This window comes from Stutzerimonas nitrititolerans (assembly GCF_003696285.1).
GTDB classification, from domain to species: Bacteria; Pseudomonadota; Gammaproteobacteria; order Pseudomonadales; family Pseudomonadaceae; genus Stutzerimonas; species Stutzerimonas nitrititolerans.
This window is the reverse complement of the sequence record NZ_RFFL01000010.1, coordinates 83,907-104,222: the sequence shown is the minus strand read 5'-3', so window position 1 is coordinate 104,222 and position 20,316 is coordinate 83,907. Positions and strand designations below refer to the sequence as shown.

Sequence of the window (20,316 nt, the reverse complement as noted above, 5' to 3'; positions counted from 1 at the left end):
ACCTCAGTATGTCCGAACCTTGGGCTCGAATGTCGGTACTGTCTTCGGAGAGAAGTTCACGGCACGCTTGGATACACGCTTCTCACCCGGGAAATACAGGGTGTGGCACAGCCAGTTTTCGTCGTCACGCTCTTCGAAGTCTTCGCGAGCGTGAGCGCCGCGCGATTCCTTGCGAGTTTCCGCGGCAATCGCGGTAGCTTCGGCGACTTCCAACAGGTTCTGCAGCTCGAGCGCTTCGATACGGGCGGTATTGAACGCCTGGCTCTTGTCGGAGATCTTCACGCTGGCGATACGCTGACGCAGGTCGGCCAACTGTGCGATACCCTTCTGCATGTATTCGCCGGTACGGAACACACCGAAATAGTTCTGCATGCAGCTCTGCAGCTCTTTGCGCAGCGAGGCGACGTCTTCGCCAGTGGTACGTTCGTTGAGACTGGCAAGGCGGTTGAGCGCCGTATCCAGATCGGTCTCGCTAGCGCCACGATGCTCGACACCTTCCTTCAGTGCCTTCTCCAGGTGCAGCCCAGCGGCACGACCGAACACCACCAGGTCGAGCAGCGAGTTGCCACCCAGGCGGTTGGCACCATGAACCGATACGCAAGCCACTTCGCCAACCGCGAACAGGCCTTCGACGATCTTGTCGTTGCCATTGGCATCCTGGGTGATCGCCTGACCATGAATGTTGGTGGCGACACCACCCATCATGTAATGGCAGGTCGGAACGACCGGAACCGGAGCGGTAACCGGGTCGACATGAGCGAAGGTCTTCGACAGCTCGCAGATACCAGGCAGGCGGCTGTGCAGCACTTCCTCACCCAGGTGATCGAGCTTGAGCATGACGTGATCGCCATTCGGACCACAGCCATTGCCGGCGAGGATTTCCTTGACCATGGAACGTGCGACCACGTCACGACCGGCAAGATCCTTGGCGTTCGGAGCGTAACGCTCCATGAAGCGCTCGCCATGCTTGTTGATCAGGTAACCGCCTTCACCGCGGCAGCCTTCGGTGACCAGTACACCCGCGCCGGCGATACCGGTCGGGTGGAACTGCCACATTTCGATGTCCTGAACCGGCACGCCTGCACGCAGCGCCATGCCGATACCGTCACCGGTATTGATCAATGCGTTGGTGGTGGAGGCATAGATACGACCGGCACCGCCAGTAGCCAGCACTACGGCCTTGGAACGGATATAAACGGTCTCGCCGTTCTCGATGCAGATCGCGATCACGCCAACGATGGCGCCGTCCTGGTTCTTGACCAGATCGACTGCGTACCATTCGTTGAGGAAAGACGTGCCGGCTTTCAGGTTGCCTTGGTAAAGCGTGTGCAGCAATGCGTGACCGGTACGGTCGGCAGCGGCGCAGGTACGAGCGGCCTGGCCGCCCTTGCCGTAGTCCTTCGACTGACCGCCGAACGGACGCTGATAGATGCGGCCCTGCTCGGTACGGGAGAACGGCAGCCCCATGTGCTCCAGTTCGAATACCGCTTCGGGTCCTACGGAACACATGTATTCGATAGCGTCCTGGTCGCCGATGTAATCGGAACCCTTGACGGTATCGTACATGTGCCAGCGCCAGTCATCGTTCGGGTCGGCCGAGGCGATGGCGCAGGTGATGCCACCCTGGGCGGAAACGGTGTGCGACCGGGTCGGGAACACCTTGGTGACCACGGCAGTCTTGTGGCCACCCTGGGCCAGTTGCAGCGCGGCACGCATGCCAGCGCCACCGCCACCAATGATGATGGCGTCATAGGAAAGAGTACGAATGCTAGCCATGAATCAGATACCCCAAAGAATCTGCACACCCCAGACGAACATAGTGAACATGGCGATGCCACACACTGCCTGGAAGATGAACCGCACACCGGTAGCCCACTTACCGATCGCCATGTTGGTCAGGTAGTCGGTGGAAATCGTCCACATACCAACCCACGCATGAACGCTCAGCGCGACGAGAGCCAGGAGACTGAAGATACGCATCCAGGTGGCGGAGTACAGCTGATGCCACTGAGCGTATTCGAGCCCGGGGTTAACGACCAGGTATCCGATCAAGAACAGGAAATAAGCAGCGAGGACAACTGCCGAAACGCGCTGAGCCATCCAGTCATACAGGCCCGAACGCGAAAAGTTCGTGACATTGGTTACCATATCCACACCCCCGCCAGCAGGATCAGCACCACCGAAACGGCGATTACGATTTTCGAACCCAGCTTGCCGCCTTCCAGCGTCTCGCCATGTCCGGCGTCCATGATCAGGTGACGAATGCCGGCCACCAGGTGATACAGCAGTGCAGACAACAGCCCCCAAACGATCAGCTTGACCAGCGGACTGCTCAGATACGCCTTGACCTCGGCAAAGCCTTCCTCGGAAGACAGCGAAGCGTCGAGCGCGAGCAGCATGATGGCCACACCGACAAACAGGATCACCCCGGATACACGGTGAATAATCGATGTGTAAGCAGTGATTGGGAGTTTTATTGTCCTAAGATCTAGGTTTACAGGTCGTTGGCTTTTCACGGCTTTTTTTCACACTTGAGAGCCCCAGGACACAGGGCAAAGTTGTTGGGAAGAGTGCACTGCGGCACCCGCCACCCACGAGTGACAACCTACAGGAAACTGCCTGTGAGGCCCCTGCCGGTCGGTTTCCGAGTATAAACAGTTAGGTCGCTAATGACAATGTGGTGAAGTGCCACTAAAGGCTGATGGCGACCTATATATAAATGCCGTAAACAGACAACCTGTGTTGCGAATTCACCCAGAAAACCCCTCTGCGACACGGGCTTACGCAAATTGACTTTGAGATTTATCTCACTATAGTGATGCGGGCCCTGCGTGGGGGGCCATGATGATTCCAAGCATAAGACAGGAGGCCATACATGGCTGACAACAAAGCGCAGTTGGTTATCGAGGGCGCCGAAGCCATCGAACTGCCCATTCTGACCGGCACCGTAGGGCCTGACGTAATTGACGTAAGAAGCCTGACCTCCACGGGTCGTTTCACCTTCGATCCCGGCTTCATGTCGACCGCCTCTTGCGAGTCCAAGATCACCTACATCGATGGCGACAAGGGCATCCTGCTGCATCGTGGCTACCCGATCGAGCAACTGGCGGAAAAATCCGACTACCTCGAAACCTGCTACCTGCTGCTGAACGGCGAACTGCCGACCACCGAGCAGAAAGCCAAGTTCGTCGACACCATCAAGAATCACACCATCGTTCACGAGCAGCTGAAGTCGTTCCTTCACGGTTTCCGTCGCGACGCTCACCCGATGGCCGTGATGTGCGGCATCGTCGGCGCCCTGTCCGCTTTCTACCATGACTCGCTGGACATCAATAACCCCCAGCATCGTGAAATTTCCGCACACCGCCTGGTCGCGAAGATGCCGACCATCGCGGCCATGGTCTACAAGTATTCGATGGGCCAGCCGTTGATGTATCCGCGCAACGACCTGAACTACTCGGAAAACTTCCTGCACATGATGTTCAACACACCGGCCGAGATCAAACCGATCAGCCCGGTGCTGGCCAAGGCAATGGATCGCATCTTCATCCTGCACGCCGATCATGAGCAGAACGCCTCCACTTCCACCGTTCGCCTGGCAGGCTCCACCGGCGCCAACCCGTTCGCCTGTATCGCAGCCGGCATCGCTGCACTGTGGGGGCCGGCACACGGCGGCGCGAACGAAGCCGTGCTGACCATGCTGGACGAGATCGGCGACGTCTCGAATGTCGAGAAATTCCTGGCCAAGGCAAAGGACAAGAACGATCCATTCAAGCTGATGGGCTTCGGCCATCGCGTCTACAAGAACTTCGACCCGCGCGCCAAGGTCATGAAGCAGACCTGCGACGAAGTCCTGGGCGAGCTGGGCATCAACGACCCGCAACTGGACCTGGCGATGAAGCTGGAAGAAATCGCCCTCAACGATCCCTACTTCGCCGAGCGCAACCTGTACCCGAACGTAGACTTCTACTCGGGCATCATCCTCAAGGCCATCGGCATTCCAACCAGCATGTTCACCGTCATCTTCGCCCTGGCGCGGACTGTCGGCTGGATTTCCCACTGGAAGGAAATGATCGCCAGCGGCCAGAAGATCGGCCGCCCACGCCAGCTGTATACCGGCCATCCGAAGCGCGACCTGCCACGCTGAAGAAATCGGTTACTGCAATGAAAGAAGGCTGCCCTGGGGCAGCCTTCTTTGCTTGTAATACAGGCAAAGCCTCAATTAAAAGCCTAGCTCCTCTCCCTAGCCCTCTCCCGCGAGGGGAGAGGGAACATATGCGCCACGCCAGCAGAACGCATGCTGATAACCCCCTCTCCCTTGACGGGAGAGGGGCCAGGGGAGAGGGTAAAAAGGCCCGCCACCAACGCCCAACACCAACACATAACCCTTCAAGGGAGACGCACCGACAGTAAAAGGCCAAACCCACCTACCGTCATCTTCCTCCCCTTCACTCTGCCTCGGCACGCTCCCGCAGCGCCTTGAGTGTATTGAAAGGCGCCTCGACCACGAACTTGTTCGCAAGCCACGACGGTACGCTTCCGCCCGGCTCCGTATGCACCTGATAGGTCACCTGCACGTTGCCAGCCGCCTTGGACTCCAACAGCCAGAACCCATCGACCTTGCTCACCCGAACGAAGTCATCATTCTTGTCCTGATAGGTGGGAACCCCCTCAAGATCGCGCCTCAACGAACCATCACCACTTTCATGGGTAGTGACCTTCACAATGGAGTCTCGCGGCGTTACCGGCCAGGGCGTATTGAATTGTGTGTAAGTCCAGGCCTGCGCGCCCTCATGCTTGAGGAGCTTCTGTGACCTGCACTCATGCACCCACCCACATGCATCGGCCACATCTTCCTGAAGCGCCCGCACCTTGGCGAGATCCGCCTGGATCGTCGCAACGCCGCGATAGGCCTTATACGACGAACCGGGCACAGCCTTCAGATAGACCTGAATCCCCTCCTCGTCCTTGGCCAACACCCACTGCTCTTCGGCAGTCACAACCGGCGCTACGGAGAGCACCAGACCGATCCCCAACAATCGACTCCACAAACCCATGCAAACCTTCCTTTCCTGAAGCAACATGAAATTCCGACCTTAACAGGCAGTTACCTGTTCCAACCAACCAAGCAGCCGGATCGCCTCCTCCCGACTTTCCCCACAAACCACCGGATCGGCCTGGAACGCAGCACATACAGCCGGTCGCGCCTCGTCACCGAACAGCGCACAAAGATTGAATTCGGATAGATGAACGCAACGGACACCCGCCGGCTTGCCCAAAGGCATGCCAGGCATCGGCGTGCTGATTGAAGGGGCTATGCAACAGGCACCACAGCCAGGGCGACAATCCATTCCAGTCATCCGAGAAAAACGGGCGCCGATAATAAATGAGTACCTGGTGGTCTGTCTGGCAAGTTCTGTTAGTCGATTACGGCGAAACGCACCAGGCCGCGTGAGCCGCACATCACCCACTTGCAGGTAACTCGCCACTACCAATAGCATCGCGCATCATCAAGGATGCCCCCTATGCCCATCTGGCTTCAGACTGCTGCCCTGCTCTGCGTCTCCAACCTCTTCATGACGTTTGCCTGGTATGGCCACCTCAAGGCGCTCAATACCAAACCCTGGCTGATCGCCGCACTGATCAGCTGGGGAATCGCGTTGTTCGAATACCTGATCATGGTCCCAGCCAACCGCATCGGTTACACCGAGCTATCGATCGGCCAGCTGAAGATCATGCAAGAGGTCATTACACTGGCCATTTTCGTGCCTTTCAGCGTGCTCTACATGCATCAACCCCTGAAGCTCGATTACCTCTGGGCCGGATTGTGCCTATTGGGGGCGGTGTATTTCATATTTCGCAGTTAGCCACTCATGCAAGCCGCCCTCTCGGCGAAACCGAGGATCTGCTTGCCCCCAAAAGCTTCGCGTCGAGGGCGGCCCTCCCACGACATGCACCACGCCAACGATGCATGAGTGATCGCGCCCATGCTCCTGCGTGGGCGTGCGCTTGCGATGCTCCGCGTCGCTGGGCGCAGAGTGCTGCGACTTGGTCCCCACGCGGAGCGTGGGAACCATCAGGCCATTTTTGTGGGGCCGCCCCCGCGGCGAATGTGGCCACAGTCCTCTATACCTTCATTCCGCCAGATGACGCCCTCGAGCCACTTGGGCATACTGGCCAGCCTTTTTTCACCTACCCTAGGTAATCCGCATGTTCAAGGTTAACGAATACTTCGACGGCACCGTCAAATCCATCGCCTTCGACATGGCCGCTGGCCCCGCCACCATTGGCGTTATGGCAGCAGGCGACTACGAATTCGGCACCAGCCAACTGGAAGTGATGCACGTGATCGCCGGCAGCCTGGACGTGAAACTGCCGGGAAGCGAGCGCTTTGAAACATTCGGAGCAGGCAGCCAGTTCACCGTGCCGGCGAACAGCAAGTTTCAGCTGAAGGTTGCAGCGGATACCGCTTATCTGTGCGAGTACAGGTAAGGAATGGAAGGCTGCGATACCCTCGCAGCTCTTCATAGGGTGGAAAACCGCGAAGCGTTTTCCACCAAGAATCTTCTAGCCTGAATTGGAAGCCACCCTATTCGAGCGATCGATAGGCTTGATTGACTTGCTTGGACTGATTGAGCCGGGTCAGCTCGCTAGCAACCCGATCACGCTCCGTCCGGGCCGCTTGTTGAAGTACGACATATAGCCGCGAGAGTTCCTCCAATTGCTCGCGCAAGGCTGGGTCACCTGACGCGTCGCCGACTGCCGCCTCAGCTACCAGTGCACGGCATCGCCTGTCCAACTCCCCCATCGCCTCCCAGTCCTGCTGCGCAAGTGCTTCTTGTAATGAAGCCTTGAGAGCGGCGATGGACTGAATGACATTCATGGGTTGCTCCTGAAAACAGCAATTTAAAAGGCGTGACAAGGATAACCGATCAACCCTGCTGCGAAATGCCGTCCCAACCAGACTTGATCTCTCGCAACAGCCCAGCGACCTCATCGAGGACGGTGGGATCATTCTTGCGATTCGCTTCCACCAGCCGCGTAGTCATATAGATATAGAGGCTGTCCAGATTAGCCGCGACCTCCCCGCCTGCCTCCAGATTCAGCCCTTGGCGCAAGCCGCCAACGATATCGATGGTCTTGCCGATCAGAGTGCCCTTAAGCGCAACATCGTTACGCTCCATAGCCCCCTTCGCCTGCGCCAGGCGAGTGAGTCCACCCTCCATCAACATCTGAATCAAGCGATGCGGTGTTGCATCGACAAGCTGAGCGTTGGTGTTGACCGACTGGTACTGCTTCATGGCGGACATGGCATACATGAGGAAATTGCTCCGGGTGATGCGGGAATACCACCTGTATCGGCATCTACTCGAACAGCTTTAACGGGGAAACGCTAAAGCTGCATCGCAGCGGGCCTCGAGCCAGAGCCCTCAGGCAGCGCCTCGATTGGCCGAGGCCTACCGGGTGCCATAGCACAGGACTCTATCAAGCAACGAGCCTGGGGTCGTTCACGGCCAACGAAATAACGCTAGCATCGAAACCAACGAGCCCCTGCAACCAGACAAGCAGCGGGGCTGCTCGCTTACTTAGCGCTCTTCTTGACGACACCTGGCAAGCTTGACAGCGTGGACTCCAGCCAGCTACTGGTGTTGGAGAGCTGCGCGACCATGGTGTCCATGGCATTGAACTGGGAATAGAGACGCGCCGTCATCGATTCGATCCGCAGCTCCAACTTCTCACGCTGAGCCTTGATATCTGCGGTGGTGGCTTCCAAGCCGGAGACCCGCTGCGCCAGAATACCGCCAGTCTGATTGAAGCCGTCCACGCGATTATTGAGGCGATTCATCAAGCCGGTGTCGCCAGTAAAGTAACTCCCGACTGCGTCGAAATTATTCTCAAGCGCTGTCTTCAGTTTCTTGTCATCGATACCCAGCGTGCCATCCTTCTGGGTGGTGATGCCAAGATCCGACAGCAACCGCACTCCATCGCCGCCACCGGCCGAAATCAGCTCATTCTGAATGCCGGAAAGAATGCTGCGGACACTGGAGTCACCCACCAGCCCACCGGTCAGTGGCGTACCGTCTTCGCCAACCTTGGTCACCTTGGTCAACGAATTGGTTGTCTTGATCAGGTTGTTGTAAGCATCGACGAATTTCTTGATATTGGCGGTAACACCCTCCTGATCCTGGGCAACCGTAACCGTAATGCTCTTGTCCTTGTCGGCCGCAACCAGATCCAATGTCACATCGGGAATAGCACCTTCGACCTTATTGGTTGCGCTTTCCAAGGCCAAACCATCGATGGTGAATTTGGCGTTTTGGGCACGCTCCAACACGCCGCCCGTCTCCGCAGTGGCATCGCTTTCGGTGTCGATTTCAAACGCTTCCAGCCCAGTGCTGGTGCTGATCGAAACGTCCTTGCCCTCTCCCGTATTGCTGGAAGACATCACCAAACGAGTCTTGCCCGTGCTGGGGTCGGTCAGCAGGTTGGCACTAACACCGGAATCCTTGAGGGCGGCATTCAACGCTTCCTTTACCTGCGTCAGTGAAGCGCCTTTTTCGATCTTGACGTCGATACCTTCGCCGCTTCCTACCTTGACCGTCAAAGTACCGGCTACGCTTGCGGTGAAATCACCCTCAAGCGCCTTGGTAGCCGTTTTGCTACCCGTAGCCAACTGTTCGACCTTGACGCTGTAGGTGCCCGACTGCGCGGTTTTGCTGGCCGTAGCGGTCAGCAGATCTGTATTGGACGACCTGGCGGAACGGTTTTCGAACAGCTTGATATCGTTCAGATCCTTGAGCGCCGTCTGGAAGCTGCTCAGGGCTGTACGCAGGGTTCCCAGAGCGGAAATCTTGGTAGTGGTCGCAGTCTCCAAACGGTTCAGTTGCGCCTCCTTCGGCGCCTTTTCCGCTGCAACCAGGGCACCGACCATCGCGTCGATATCCATCCCTGAACCAATACCTGTGATGCCTGCCATTACCAATACCTCGCCATAGGGTTGACGCTATTCAAGTAAAGCTCGACAAAAGCAATAATCGCGCCGCTACGCTTGAGCCTTGAACAATAAACTACGTGCCTCTTCCAGGTTTTCGGCCAGGCGCAGCGCTTCTTCAGTGGGAATCTGCCGCACAATCTCGCCACTTGCCCTGTCCGTCACCTTGACGACCATCCTGCCACTGGAGTCATCCAGATCGAAGCTCAGGTCGCGGCGGATGGTCTGGACGAAATCCTTGATACTGGAAACAGCCTCTTCGAGCGACTCGGCGGTGACTTTCTGCTCGGCCTGGACCTTTTTGGCAGCCGCCTCCTCCTGCCTCGCGGCCCCTCGCAACGCATCCTGCTGTCCCTGCGTCTGGGCCGTGCCGGTTGGCAACCGGGTTGAAATCGCAATATCCATTTTCGTTACCTCGCAACGGCAAAACGGGAGGAAGCGCCAAGCACTTCCCCCCGCAGTTATTGCAGACCTACCTGTTCAGCTTACTGCAGGAGGCTCAGCACCGCCTGCGGCAGTTGGTTGGCCTGGGCCAGGATCGCGGTACCGGCCTGCTGCAGGATCTGATTCTTGCTCAGATTCGCGGTTTCTGCAGCGAAGTCGGTATCCTGGATACGGCCACGGGCAGCCGAGACGTTCTCGCCAATATTTTGCAGGTTAGCGATTGTATTATCGAAGCGGTTCTGAATCGCACCCAAATCGGCACGTTGCGAGTCAATCATCTTGAGCGCGTCGTCGATAACGAGGACAGCAGCCTGAGCTCCCTTAGCGGTGCTGATGTCGATTTCCTTGATGCTTGCTGCCGAACCTGACACCGCAGTGCTAGTTGTGAAACCTCCGGCGCTCATACCTGCACCGGTAACACCGACACCGGTAATAGCGCTTGTCGTTGCTCCCGAGGCGTTTTCACCTGCTCTGTTGACATAATTAATACTCGTACCATCAGCGAATGCGCCAATGCCGATGTTGGCATCATTTATGGCAGCGGCGATTTTAGCTGTCGCTTGTTCAGTGGTTTCAGAGCCCTTCAGTTCGACTTTGACAGTAGTAACACCGCTTGCTGCTCCATCAACCGCCGCACCGCTGACCGTAATCGATACGGTTCCACCACTCGCGGGGATCGTACCGGCCACAGTTCCGCTAGCTTCGTAGTATGTACCGCGCAGCGAGTCAGCACTCATCTCATCGATACCAACACTGATGATTTCGTTGGCAGCAGAACCAACCTGAAAGCTCGCGACCCCGAAGGAACCATCGAGCAACTTGCGGCCACCGAAAGTAGTAGTGTTGCTGATACGATCCAGCTCTTTCTGCAGTTGCTGCACCTCGCCATCCAGTGCCTCACGCTCGCTAGTACTATTGGAACCGTTGGCTGCTTGCAACGAAAGATCACGCATACGCTGCAGGATATTGGTGGACTGTTGCAGAGCGCCTTCGGCCGTCTGTGCCAGAGAAATACCATCATTGGCGTTCTTGGTCGCGACACCCAAGCCGTTGACCTGGCTGGTCAATCGATTGGAAATCTGTAGTCCGGCGGCATCGTCCTTGGCGCTATTGATACGGCTGCCAGTAGACAAACGCTGCATGGTGGTGCTGAGCGCACTAGACGAAGTGTTGAGGTTACGCTGGGTATTGAGCGACGCGATGTTAGTGTTGACGGTCAAAGCCATGATGTGTGTCCTCCATCGGACCTAGCTTGTTTGCCTGAGTGTGCGACCTTGGGGAGGGACATTACCCAGGCACCCATAAAGTTCGCATTCGAGGTTTATGTCGGCGGTGGTTTCGAAAGCTTTAGGGGTGTTGAGGAAATTTTTCCGTTTTCCTTGACTTCCCGAACGGCCTACACGATCACCCCACAGATCATTTCGGCAGGCCTGCAGAAAACCTGAGCGAACCTTCAGCCCCGGCTAGGGCTTGCCTTCATAAAAAGCTACGTAGTGCAGGCTGTCACTTAGTGGGAGGACCGCCTTCGGCGTAAGGCTTTTGATCGTGCCTCAGCAAGAGCATCGGCATTATCAAAAGCTTCAGTGCAGTTCGTGAGTACGCTTGTCCCTATAGGGGGCGGATTTCCAAATCATCAGGAGTGCATAACTCTCTGCTGACCGCTTAACTCGGCAACCACGCCTTGCGCCAGGCTTCGAGATTTTCACCTTGAAGCATCCATCCGCCCAGCACGGCGGCGCGCAAGTCGTCCCCCGCCCTGGCAGCGGCATCAAGGTCGTTGATATGGGCTCTGATCGCATCCACCCAATCACGGAAGCGGTTCTTCACCCGTGTCACCGGCAGCAGGCCATCCTGATAGCAACGCACGTCGCTACAGATCACCGGGAAACCACAGGCACCATACTCCAGCAAACGCAGGTTGCTCTTGCACTCGTTGAAAAGGTTCTGCTCGACCGGCGCCAGCGCCAGGTCGAGATTCAGGCTGGCCAGTTTCTTGGCGTAGCGTTCTATCGCCATGCCTTCATGGAACTCGTGGATATAAGGTTTCAGCTTCTCCGGGCACATGCCGAAGAACACCCATTCCACTTCATCCGCCAGCTCCTTGACCACATCGACAATCATCTCCAGATCGCCCGTATGGCTGGCGCCACCTGCCCAGCCGACACGAGGCTTGCTGGAAGTTCGACGAGCACCCGTTGACAACCCGCCCCACCAACGCGGATCAAGCCGATTCTTCACCACATGAATATCCGGATGGAATTCGGCGAACGCCTCCGCCATCACATCCGTAGAAACGACGAAGCGATCCACATAGGACAAACCACGGCGCAAGGACTTGACGATATCCTTAGGCATATGTTGACGATGGACGCTCTTCATCGGCAGGTTCGGCAGGTAGTCATCCAGCTCGTAGACCTTGAATGCCTGGGAAAACGCCTTGATCCGTCGCATGGCCTCCAGGCGCTCCTCACCGATTTGCCGTTGCAGGATCACGGCATCGGGGTTGTAGCGCTCCAGGTCCACGACGTGCATCAAGCCGACTGACAGCGCACCGTCGACCATTCCCGCCTCACGCAGGGCATTGAATGGCTGCATGACACGATAATGTCCGCAACCCATGGTATCGGCCGGATGGGCAAGCACCACAGGTAATGGACGCCAAATATCCAGCGGGCGCCAGGAAATCTGCGTATCCGCTAGCTTGAAGCCTCCCGGTTGCACCAAGGAGAAATTGGGGTTGTAGGAAGGGTCACGTGCCAGCTGCGGCAGCCACTTGGCATACATGGCATCCTGTTGCTGTGCGGTTACCTCGGTAGACTCTTGGCGGTCGAGCATCAATTGCACGCTTGGAGACCACACCAGCAAGTATCCCGCTTCCCGGATTCGCAGGCATAGATCCGTCATCGCATAAGGTGACAGAACCCCCTCTTCATCCAGCCCTTCCAGTTGAACATACAGGTCGCGCGGAAGCATCAGGCAATCCTGGCTCAATGCGCTGACGTTCTGATCCACCTGCAAACGCTGCATGTATCCCGGCTCGTCGAGTTTTTCACCAACGTACGGATTACCCAGCGGTCCCTGTAATCCGAGAATCTGCATCGCCTGGGCGATCCTACCGCCTGGCGTCAGTAATTTCCCCCCTACCCCACCTACTTCGGCTCGTTGAGCATGGTTGAGCAGATTATCCAACCAGTCTTCTTCAACAATTGCCGCATCGGGTGCCAAGAACAACAGGTAATCACCCAGCGCTTCATTGGCTGCCTGATTCAACATGGCCGCCATGTTCAGGCTCGCAGGCTGAACGACCCGCAACTTGGCTTCCTGCAGTTCCACCAGGGCCGACAACCATTCGTGTACGGCCTGATCCTGTGGATGGCTCTCGATCAACAGAATCTCGAAGGTCTGGTAGGCAGTGCTTCCCAACAGCCCTTCAACACAGCGTTGCAGCTTGCTCAACTGCGAACCTGCCAGGATCAGTATCGATACCCCTGGGCTACCAACGTGCTCGTATGCCACGTGGTAGCGGCCAGGCTTGGCTGCAGTTACTTGAGCATCGGGGTAACCACGCGCTTGTAAGTGGCGAATAATCGCCTGGCGCTCGTCCTCGACATTGGCCAAGGCTGGCATATCCGTAATCAGCAAGGGTTCGGAAATATGCCCCAATCCATCCATACCCCCCTGATTGATCAGGCGCAGGATGAGATCCAGCTCCAAGGCATCTTTCAAGGAAGAATCGAAACCGCCAACTTCAAGCACGGCCTCACGCCGAAACAACCAGTGCCGCGCCATGCCGGCGGGGAAACTGAGTAGATAATCCAGATTGAAAAAAGGGCGGCAAGCGGCGCCGAGGGCGCCATCCTGACGATAGATTTCATCGAAGCTGATAGCTCGGCAGCCGGGTGTCTGAACGAGTTCCAGTTGCGCAATAAGTTGGCCACTCGAGGTGAGTTCCTCACCTGCCTCGACCAACACGAACCAGTCGGCGCTACTCCTAGCAACCACCCTGTTTAATACATCAGCACATGGCTCACCATCGAGTCGAGTGAAACTTATGCACTCATCAGCTGGAAGCGATACAGCAGACGTACTAAGAACATAGATATGCCAGCCGGTCGATACATCGAGACTTTGCAGCGTTCGTTCGAGCCGCTCACGATCACCGCCCTGGTCCAGCACCAGCAGGCCAACTCTCGGCTGTGGCTGAGAGTAAAGCCGAGCCTCGATCAGATCGCCTTGCACCTTGCTGGGTGCGCGGCTGGCCAACCAACTCCGGATCTGGCTGCTTTTCTTATTAGCCGCTCGTTCGGTGGCGGCTTGCTGAGTGACGTCAATAAAGTGATCCAGCGCTGGCCAGAACTCGTCCTGCAGCTTGAGCCAGGTTTCACGCACGCTCGGCAGGGTGCGGCGGGCATGGGCCAGTTCTTCTTCGGCAAAGCCCCAAGCGGCGCCTGGACTCTTAGCTTCGGAAATACCAATGCGCGGCGCATCATCGTCGACAATCACCACCGTCAGGCAACCGCACAGCCCAGCCTCGGAGGCCAAAGCAGAGGAGCCAGCGCAGTAGAACATTTCACACTGCTGGAACAGATCCGCCATGGCCTCCCAAGACGCCGGCCACTGTGGAGTGATCTCAATGGCGTCATCAGGCAGCAAGGCCGGATCGATATTCAGCTCACCGCGACGGCCCTTGTAATAGCAAACCCGGCCGGGGACTCGTTTGCTGGGGTCCTCCGGCGGGCAGAAGACGTTTAGGTCAAAGGGAGGCAGCATCATGATGCGGTCTTCAGGCATTCCTGGCTGCAGCAAGTCCCTGGAGTAGGCATAGAGCAGATCATCATCAGCGAAGACCCCACTGCCCTCGATAAAGCCTGGACGGTTGAGCACATAGCGCACCACCAGACCGACATTGAGCGGGTTACCGTCGACGATTTCCGGGTAGATGACGATCGGCTCCAGACCGTGGGCCTTGTGGCCCTGGATCACCTCATCGGTCAGCGGCGGCGTCATAAACTCCGCGCAGGTCACGCGGGTGGTGACGTAGGCCTCGTAGCCGGCACGAATCAGCGCGTCACACAGCATGTGCAACACGCGAATGCCCGACGAACTCCGGCGGTAGTCAGGAGCGTAGATGTAATAAGGCTGCGGCCTTTTCGCGAGGAGCTTACGCATAGCAGTGGTCTCCGAGGCAGACAAGGCAAAACACCACGCTTGGCCTGAACAGTGAATTCATAAAATTAACGCTCTGCACCTGCGGCCCACTGTTGAATGATTGGGGCGTGTTTGTCGTTGTGCAGAAACACAAAATTGGTCTGAACGGTGTCGTCAGTGACTTCAGCGCACCGTTCGAGCTGGCCGCTCGCGGTAAACACCCAAGCCTGGTAACCGTAGCGGGCCATCAGAGCGAAAACATCGTTGGGGTGGTAGTCGAAGGCATTGGACCACTTGCGCAGCAGCTCCATCAGCACCACGGGTAGGCCTTGCAGAACCTGATCAGCGCCCTGCACCACCATCAGTTCGGCGCCCTCGACATCAATCTTCAGCAAGCTGGGCTGCAGCTCACGGCTGGCACAGAACAGATCAAGGGTGGTAGTCGGGCACTGCACGCGCTCAATGGCGGTGTTACCACGGGATTGCCCGGCGACTTTCAGCGAGGTGGCGCCAGACACATCAGGAGCGAACAGGAAGTCGAGGTTATCCTGCGAGTTAAACAGGCCCACAGCCTGCACTTCGATATTGCTCAGTTGGTTAAAGGCAATGTTGCGCTCAAGCTTGGCCACAGTGGACGGAATTGGCTCAAAGGCAACAATCCGTGCATTGGGGTACTGCTTGCCCAGCACTAGGGAATACCAGCCCAAGTTGGCACCGACATCAAGGAACACTTCACCGTCTTTCAGCACGGATTTTAAGAAGCGGGTTTCTTCCACTTCATACTGACCAAAATCCAGTAGGCTGTAAGGCGTGGCGTGCATGTCGATGGTATCGAGCAACATCCCGATGCCGTGGCTGGCCGAATTCACCACCACGCCGTCAGCACTGATCTGGATGCTGGCCACATCGGTACCAGCCAGCAACACTTGATAATCAAACAACGCCAAGTGCTGGCTGTTGAGGTATTTGGCGTACTGAAACTTATCGATCTCGTCCGCTGTGAATTGCTCTTTCGCCAGAGCAAAGCGATTGTTCGCGTTGGTATCCATGTTCATCCAGTTAAGTGGTGAAATAACGCAGAGTTCGGGCAAACCCCCGCTCAAGCGCGGTGCTGGGCTGCCACCCCAACTGCGCGATCTTCCTTAAATCAAAATGGCCACCAGTGCGAAACAGCGCCTGCCGCTCAGGGTTAAGCGGTGGATGCTTAACCTCAATGCCAGCCGTGGGCGACAGCCGCGCAATCAACTTGGCCAGTTCTAGGACGCTGATTTCTTCATCCATGCCGACGTTGTAGGCCTGGCCGCCCTCCCCACGCAGCAGCAAGGTAAGAAACGCCGCCGTGGCGTCGGCCACATAGCAAAACGGCCGGGTGCCGGAGCCATCACTGTTAAGCACAATGTCATGACCGGCCACCGCAGCGGCGACAAAGTCAGCAAACGAGCGGCCATCATCCAGCGCGATGCCGGGGCCATAGGTGTGGGAAATCCGTGCAATCACGCTGGCCACGCCATGCTGCCGGTGATAATCGGCGCACAACGTCTCAGCCACGCGTTTGCCTTCGGCATAACAGGCGCTGACATCCAGCGGGTCGAGGGCGCCGAAGTCCTGCTCGGCAATCGGTTGATCACTCTCGCCATGGCCATACACGGCGCCGCTGCTCATAAACAGTAGGCGCGCCTGATGCTGACGGGCCTGCTCCAGCAAATTGAGGCTGCCCAGCACATTGGAGCGCACCGTGGCGATCGGATCGCTCAGATACTGTTTGGGGCTGCCCGCGCCAGCGGCGTGGACGATGTAATCCAGCTGCGCAAAATCAGGCAACGGCGCGCAAACATCCTGAATCAGCGGACGAAACCAGGCGTATTCAAGCAAGTGCTGGAAGCGCGCTTCCAGCTTGCTGCGCGAGCGGGCCAGGGCGTGAATCACCACCGGCTGCTCGGGCCAGCGCTCGCTGAGCGTGGCAAAAAACTCGATCAAATAAGCGGCGAGAAAACTGGTGGCGCCGGCAATCAGCACATGCTTGCCGGCCAGGCGTTGCCAATCTTGCCGTTGGGCGAGCAGAGTCGACATATCTTCGGCAATCACCGGGTGACGTTGTGCACTCACACTGCGGCCCTTCTGGCTAAAACACCCATGATCTCGGCGCGGGTCCAGCCCACATCCACCGGCAAGTACAACACTTCAACCACCTCAAGACCGGCGCGCGCCAGCAGTTGACGCAAGGCCGCCTCACTGTAGAAGTTCACGTGTTCATGCCAGTGCCGCTTAAGCGGCGCCAGTTCCAGGCTGCCGGGATGCTCACGGACTAAAGCCTCGTGGGGCACTTCCAGATACAACAGCGTCTGCGGTCCCACCGCCGGCAGCATCTGCGCCACCAACTCCTGGGGATAGGACACGTGTTCCAGCACTTGACTGCACATCACCAGATCGTAGTGTTGCTGGCTCAACGCGGCCACATCGACCCGCTCGGCGCCGGGCACCAGCTCAACTCCGGAAATATCAAAGATATGCAGCAAGCGATTGCGCTCGCGGAACAGGCTATTGATACCTGTATCGCCGCCCCAATCGAGCACCGCCGGGTTGGTCGGGAGGTACTGCGCCAACCAACTTTCGACCTCACTGAGATACGCCGCACGCTGATGATAATGCGCCACCACGTTGACGTAACCCGGCTCAAAACGAATGCGCTGGCTGTTGTACATCTCGTCACGGTAGTTGTGATACAACGCCGCCATTTGCGCATCGGTAAAGCGGTAATCAAGGAACAAAGCCCCGCAGTCCTGACATTGCAGACTGCTACACAGGGTGTACGCGGTGCCTTGCTTAAGGTCGCGCAGGCCCCACTCTTCGGTGATTTGCACCGGCTCATGGCCAAATACGCGCAGCGCCACAAAAGGCATCAGCACCGCAGGCGAGCGCTGCAGGTGCGTGCTGTCACAGCAGATACAGCGGGTGGCGATCAGCTCGCGAGTATTCACCATGTGCTGCGACCTCCATCGATCACCAGGTTGCTGCCGTTCATGTATGACGAGGCATCGGAGCACAAAAAGGCGATGGCGCCACGGTATTCATCAGCCTCAGCCATACGCCCCAAAGGAATCAGTTGTGCGAGCTTGCTGACAAACACATCGTTCTGTCCGGCATACACACCGCCTGGCGACAGCGCGTTGCAACGCACGCCCTGCTCACACCAGTAAGTGGCCAGGTATTTGGTCAGGCCGATCAAGCCGTGCTTGACCACCGAATAGGTCACCGGTTTGACCGGTTGCAACTCAGGTGCCCGACCCTCTTGGCGGTATAGGCGTTGATCCGGGGCGATCACGCCCAGGTCCGAAGCAATGTTGACGATCACGCCACCGCCCTGCGTGGCCATCTGCGCGCCGAAGACTTTGGCGCAGTTAAAGGCGCCGCCCAAGCCCACATTCAAATCCAGCTGCCACTGCTCCCATGGGAAGTTTTCCAGGCGCGAGAAGTCTTTGTCGGCGCTGCTTTCAACCTTGGGGTTACGCGCAGCGTTGTTGATCAGCACATCCACTCGACCGTACCGCTTAAGCACCTCGGCACCGGCCACTTCGACCTGAGCCAGCTCAGTGATGTCAGCCACCTGGGTCATGACCGCCGCGCCGGCTTCTTCACGCAAGCGCGCCGCATTGACTGCCAAATCCTCGGCATTGATATCCAGCAACACCACCCGGCCGCCTAAGCCGGCGATAGTGGCCGCATGTTGATAGCCGAGCAAACCAGCGCCGCCAGTGATAACGGCCACACGGCCATCAAGACGAAACAACGCGTCGATGTTAGCCATGGATATTCACCTCGCTGAGCGCCACTTCGCGCTCCTCCCGTAACGAGCGCAGCGCTGCCAAGGCCAAACGCAGACTTTGCAAGCCATCGTGCAAGCTCACCCGAGGCTGCTCGGTGCCGCGTACGCAGGCAATAAAGTGCGCGGCTTGGGCGCGGAACATGTCGTTACGCACAAAGCCGGCGAAGTCGTCTTGCTCATACAGCTCGCCGTCGTTGTCGTAGACCCGCAGTTGTCCGGCGATCAAATCGATTTCGCCATAGCCACAATCACCAGCAACCTTGAAGCTGCGCACCGGCGGACGCTGCACGTAGTCCTGATGCAGCAGAATCGGGAAGCTGCCCTCGGGGCTAACACCACGCATCAGTGAAGATGCGGTGTCTTCCACGTCAATCTGCAGATGGCTGAGCTGGCCACCGTGGGTGACGATGCTCTTGGGCAAGCCAAAGTACCAGTAGATCAAATCCATTTCGTGGATCTGCGAGAGGATCACACCACCGCCTTGATCAGCGCGGGCGGCATACATCTGCCGGTAGTCTTCATAGCGGTGCCAATTGGGCAGGTACTCGCCGATTTCCGAGCGCACGCTCAACACGCGACCAAAAAAGCCCGACTCCAGCAGGGCTTTCAGACGTTGCAAACCGGGGTGGAAACGGAAGTTATAACCCACATGAAATGGCAACTGCCGCTGCTCCACTTCCGCCACCAACTCGGCGATGCCTTCCAGGCCGCTGGCTAGGGGCTTTTCCATAAACACCGGCACGTTGGCGCGCACACACTGCAACGCCACGGGCACATGCAGCGCATTGGGGTTGCAGATAAAAGCCGCATCCGGCTGCTGCGCCAGCGCCTGCTGCAGATCATGGTGCACGGTGATCTGGTAATCCTGTTCGAGATCCGCGCCCTCATCCACCGTGAGGTTGTCACACAGTTTGATGCGCTGACCACGCACACGGTAGGCATGCACCTGCAACTCGTCACCGAGCAATTCGCGCAGGTTACGCAGATGGCGCTGGCCGATGCCGCCTAAGCCACAAAACAGAATTTTCACGATGCAGGGCTCTCATTCAAGGCGCGGCCACGCAGCCAATCGGCGGCCAGCTCAGCCATCGACGCCAACCACTGCGGCTCAGCACCGACCTCGCCACGGGCCACTTGGAGGACGAAATCGCCCCGGTAGTGGTACTTGATCAGTTGCTCGCGCAGGCTGGCAAAATCCGTGTCGCCCTGCCCCAACGGCACCGTGGTGGCGCCCAGACGGCGATCCTTGATATGGAAGCTGCCGACCCGCTCACCGTAGGCCGCAAACTCATCCGCCGGGCGATAACCCAACGAGGCGCTGTTACCGGCGTCGTAGTTGACCTTGATCAGCGGGTGCGGCAAGCGCGCCAGCAAATCACGGAAGTCCTGTGGATTGAGGTCAGTTTCCAAGTGCAGCTCAACGCCGACTTTCTCAGCTGCCGGCAGCACCTGCTGCAAGATGGCCACGACCTGGTCCTGTTCGGCCGGTGTGCTGATTTTGGAAGCATCTACAAACGGCAGCACCACGCGGTTGATGCCCATCTCCGGGCAGATGCTGAGCAGCCATTCAAGCCGCGCCAGCAGTTCCTGGTTCTGCGCGCTGGAGCAGCGCAGCAAAGGCCGGTCCATAAAGTAGTCGGCGCAGATCGACACCACGCTGACGTTGTGCGCGGCCAACAGCGCCTGCAGCTCACTGCGGCCTTCCGGGGTTTCCAGCGGGTTAGCGCCTTCGCCGAACAGGTCGTAAATCCACTCGATGCCACGCAGGCCGATGTCTGCCGCGCGTTCAATCTCCAGGCGCCAGCCGTCACGGGGGAACGACTGGAAACGGCCCTGCTCAGGCGCGCCCAGACGGCCCTGCATGGTGTACAGGCCCGCGTCGGCGTAGTGGCTCAGGTAATCGCTCATA

The 20,316-nt window shown here is 57.9% G+C and carries 20 protein-coding genes; 3 read left to right on the top strand and 17 right to left on the bottom strand.

From position 1 onward, the window contains the following. Nucleotides 1-3: 3 nt before the first annotated feature. Genes sdhA through sdhC form a run of 3 tightly spaced genes read right to left on the bottom strand, consistent with a single transcriptional unit; the run spans nucleotide 4 to nucleotide 2,516 of the window. The gene (gene sdhA / locus EA795_RS13825; protein ID WP_122077929.1) at nucleotides 4-1,776 is read right to left on the bottom strand and encodes a succinate dehydrogenase flavoprotein subunit; all 1,773 of its coding nucleotides are present in this window, start codon (nucleotides 1,774-1,776) and stop codon (nucleotides 4-6) included. A gap of 3 nt (nucleotides 1,777-1,779) precedes the next feature. Beyond that, the gene (sdhD, locus tag EA795_RS13820) at nucleotides 1,780-2,148 is read right to left on the bottom strand and encodes a succinate dehydrogenase, hydrophobic membrane anchor protein (RefSeq protein ID WP_014853546.1); all 369 of its coding nucleotides are present in this window, start codon (nucleotides 2,146-2,148) and stop codon (nucleotides 1,780-1,782) included. Further along, nucleotides 2,142-2,516, bottom strand: coding sequence for a succinate dehydrogenase, cytochrome b556 subunit (gene sdhC / locus EA795_RS13815; RefSeq protein ID WP_122077927.1), 375 nt, complete (start codon nucleotides 2,514-2,516; stop codon nucleotides 2,142-2,144). Before sdhC ends, sdhD begins: the two co-directional genes overlap by 7 nt. A 359-nt stretch (nucleotides 2,517-2,875) precedes the next feature. Between sdhC and gltA the strand changes: the two genes are divergently transcribed. Then, nucleotides 2,876-4,147, top strand: coding sequence for a citrate synthase (gene gltA, locus EA795_RS13810; RefSeq protein WP_014853544.1), 1,272 nt, complete (start codon nucleotides 2,876-2,878; stop codon nucleotides 4,145-4,147). Between the two features lie 301 nt (nucleotides 4,148-4,448). On the opposite strand, the gene EA795_RS13805 is transcribed toward gltA, so the two are convergent. After that, nucleotides 4,449-5,057, bottom strand: coding sequence for an START domain-containing protein (locus EA795_RS13805; RefSeq protein WP_122077925.1), 609 nt, complete (start codon nucleotides 5,055-5,057; stop codon nucleotides 4,449-4,451). Nucleotides 5,058-5,096: 39 nt separating this feature from the next. Beyond that, complete coding sequence (locus tag EA795_RS21420; protein WP_122077923.1) at nucleotides 5,097-5,351, bottom strand: YkgJ family cysteine cluster protein; 255 nt, start codon at nucleotides 5,349-5,351, stop codon at nucleotides 5,097-5,099. Nucleotides 5,352-5,525: 174 nt separating this feature from the next. On the opposite strand from EA795_RS21420, the gene EA795_RS13795 reads away from it, so the two are divergent. Both EA795_RS13795 and ppnP read left to right on the top strand, forming a co-directional pair. Continuing rightward, entirely contained in the window at nucleotides 5,526-5,867 is a 342-nt protein-coding gene (locus tag EA795_RS13795; protein WP_122077921.1) for a DMT family protein, read from the top strand. 343 nt (nucleotides 5,868-6,210) lie between these two features. Further along, a complete protein-coding gene (ppnP, locus tag EA795_RS13790; protein ID WP_058075067.1) occupies nucleotides 6,211-6,492 on the top strand; it encodes a pyrimidine/purine nucleoside phosphorylase in 282 nt (93 codons plus the stop codon). A 97-nt stretch (nucleotides 6,493-6,589) separates the two neighbouring features. Here ppnP and fliT read toward each other — a convergent pair whose 3' ends face one another. The 12 genes from fliT to EA795_RS13730 all read right to left on the bottom strand — a co-directional run bounded on the left by fliT (nucleotide 6,590) and on the right by EA795_RS13730 (nucleotide 20,315). Then, nucleotides 6,590-6,883: a flagellar protein FliT gene (gene fliT / locus EA795_RS13785; RefSeq protein WP_122077919.1), complete on the bottom strand. Its 294-nt coding sequence runs from the start codon at nucleotides 6,881-6,883 to the stop codon at nucleotides 6,590-6,592. 49 nt (nucleotides 6,884-6,932) lie between these two features. After that, nucleotides 6,933-7,319, bottom strand: a complete 387-nt coding sequence (fliS, locus tag EA795_RS13780) for a flagellar export chaperone FliS (protein ID WP_122077917.1) — start codon at nucleotides 7,317-7,319, stop codon at nucleotides 6,933-6,935. 263 nt (nucleotides 7,320-7,582) lie between these two features. Further along, the gene (gene fliD, locus EA795_RS13775) at nucleotides 7,583-8,977 is read right to left on the bottom strand and encodes a flagellar filament capping protein FliD (protein WP_158601311.1); all 1,395 of its coding nucleotides are present in this window, start codon (nucleotides 8,975-8,977) and stop codon (nucleotides 7,583-7,585) included. 66 nt (nucleotides 8,978-9,043) lie between these two features. Then, nucleotides 9,044-9,397 carry a flagellar protein FlaG gene (locus EA795_RS13770; protein WP_122077913.1) on the bottom strand — a complete coding sequence of 118 codons (354 nt, stop codon included), beginning with the start codon at nucleotides 9,395-9,397 and terminating at the stop codon, nucleotides 9,044-9,046. Nucleotides 9,398-9,477: 80 nt separating this feature from the next. Continuing rightward, on the bottom strand, nucleotides 9,478-10,662 hold the full coding sequence (locus tag EA795_RS13765) for a flagellin (protein ID WP_122077911.1): 1,185 nt from the start codon (nucleotides 10,660-10,662) through the stop codon (nucleotides 9,478-9,480). 436 nt (nucleotides 10,663-11,098) lie between these two features. Then, entirely contained in the window at nucleotides 11,099-14,605 is a 3,507-nt protein-coding gene (locus EA795_RS13760) for a glycosyltransferase (protein ID WP_122077909.1), read from the bottom strand. Between the two features lie 65 nt (nucleotides 14,606-14,670). Continuing rightward, nucleotides 14,671-15,633 (bottom strand): FkbM family methyltransferase, encoded by a 963-nt coding sequence (locus EA795_RS13755; RefSeq protein ID WP_122077994.1) that lies wholly within the window; start codon nucleotides 15,631-15,633, stop codon nucleotides 14,671-14,673. Nucleotides 15,634-15,643: 10 nt separating this feature from the next. Next, on the bottom strand, nucleotides 15,644-16,690 hold the full coding sequence (locus tag EA795_RS13750; RefSeq protein WP_147456305.1) for an NAD-dependent epimerase/dehydratase family protein: 1,047 nt from the start codon (nucleotides 16,688-16,690) through the stop codon (nucleotides 15,644-15,646). Next, the gene (locus EA795_RS13745; RefSeq protein WP_240645020.1) at nucleotides 16,687-17,565 is read right to left on the bottom strand and encodes a class I SAM-dependent methyltransferase; all 879 of its coding nucleotides are present in this window, start codon (nucleotides 17,563-17,565) and stop codon (nucleotides 16,687-16,689) included. Before EA795_RS13745 ends, EA795_RS13750 begins: the two co-directional genes overlap by 4 nt. Then, a complete protein-coding gene (locus EA795_RS13740; protein ID WP_122077905.1) occupies nucleotides 17,559-18,389 on the bottom strand; it encodes an SDR family oxidoreductase in 831 nt (276 codons plus the stop codon). The genes EA795_RS13745 and EA795_RS13740 overlap by 7 nt, the downstream gene beginning before the upstream one ends. Then, on the bottom strand, nucleotides 18,382-19,437 hold the full coding sequence (locus EA795_RS13735) for a Gfo/Idh/MocA family protein (RefSeq protein ID WP_158601310.1): 1,056 nt from the start codon (nucleotides 19,435-19,437) through the stop codon (nucleotides 18,382-18,384). The genes EA795_RS13740 and EA795_RS13735 overlap by 8 nt, the downstream gene beginning before the upstream one ends. Further along, a complete protein-coding gene (locus tag EA795_RS13730) occupies nucleotides 19,434-20,315 on the bottom strand; it encodes a sugar phosphate isomerase/epimerase family protein (RefSeq protein WP_122077901.1) in 882 nt (293 codons plus the stop codon). Before EA795_RS13730 ends, EA795_RS13735 begins: the two co-directional genes overlap by 4 nt. Between the last annotated feature and the right edge of the window lies 1 nt (nucleotide 20,316).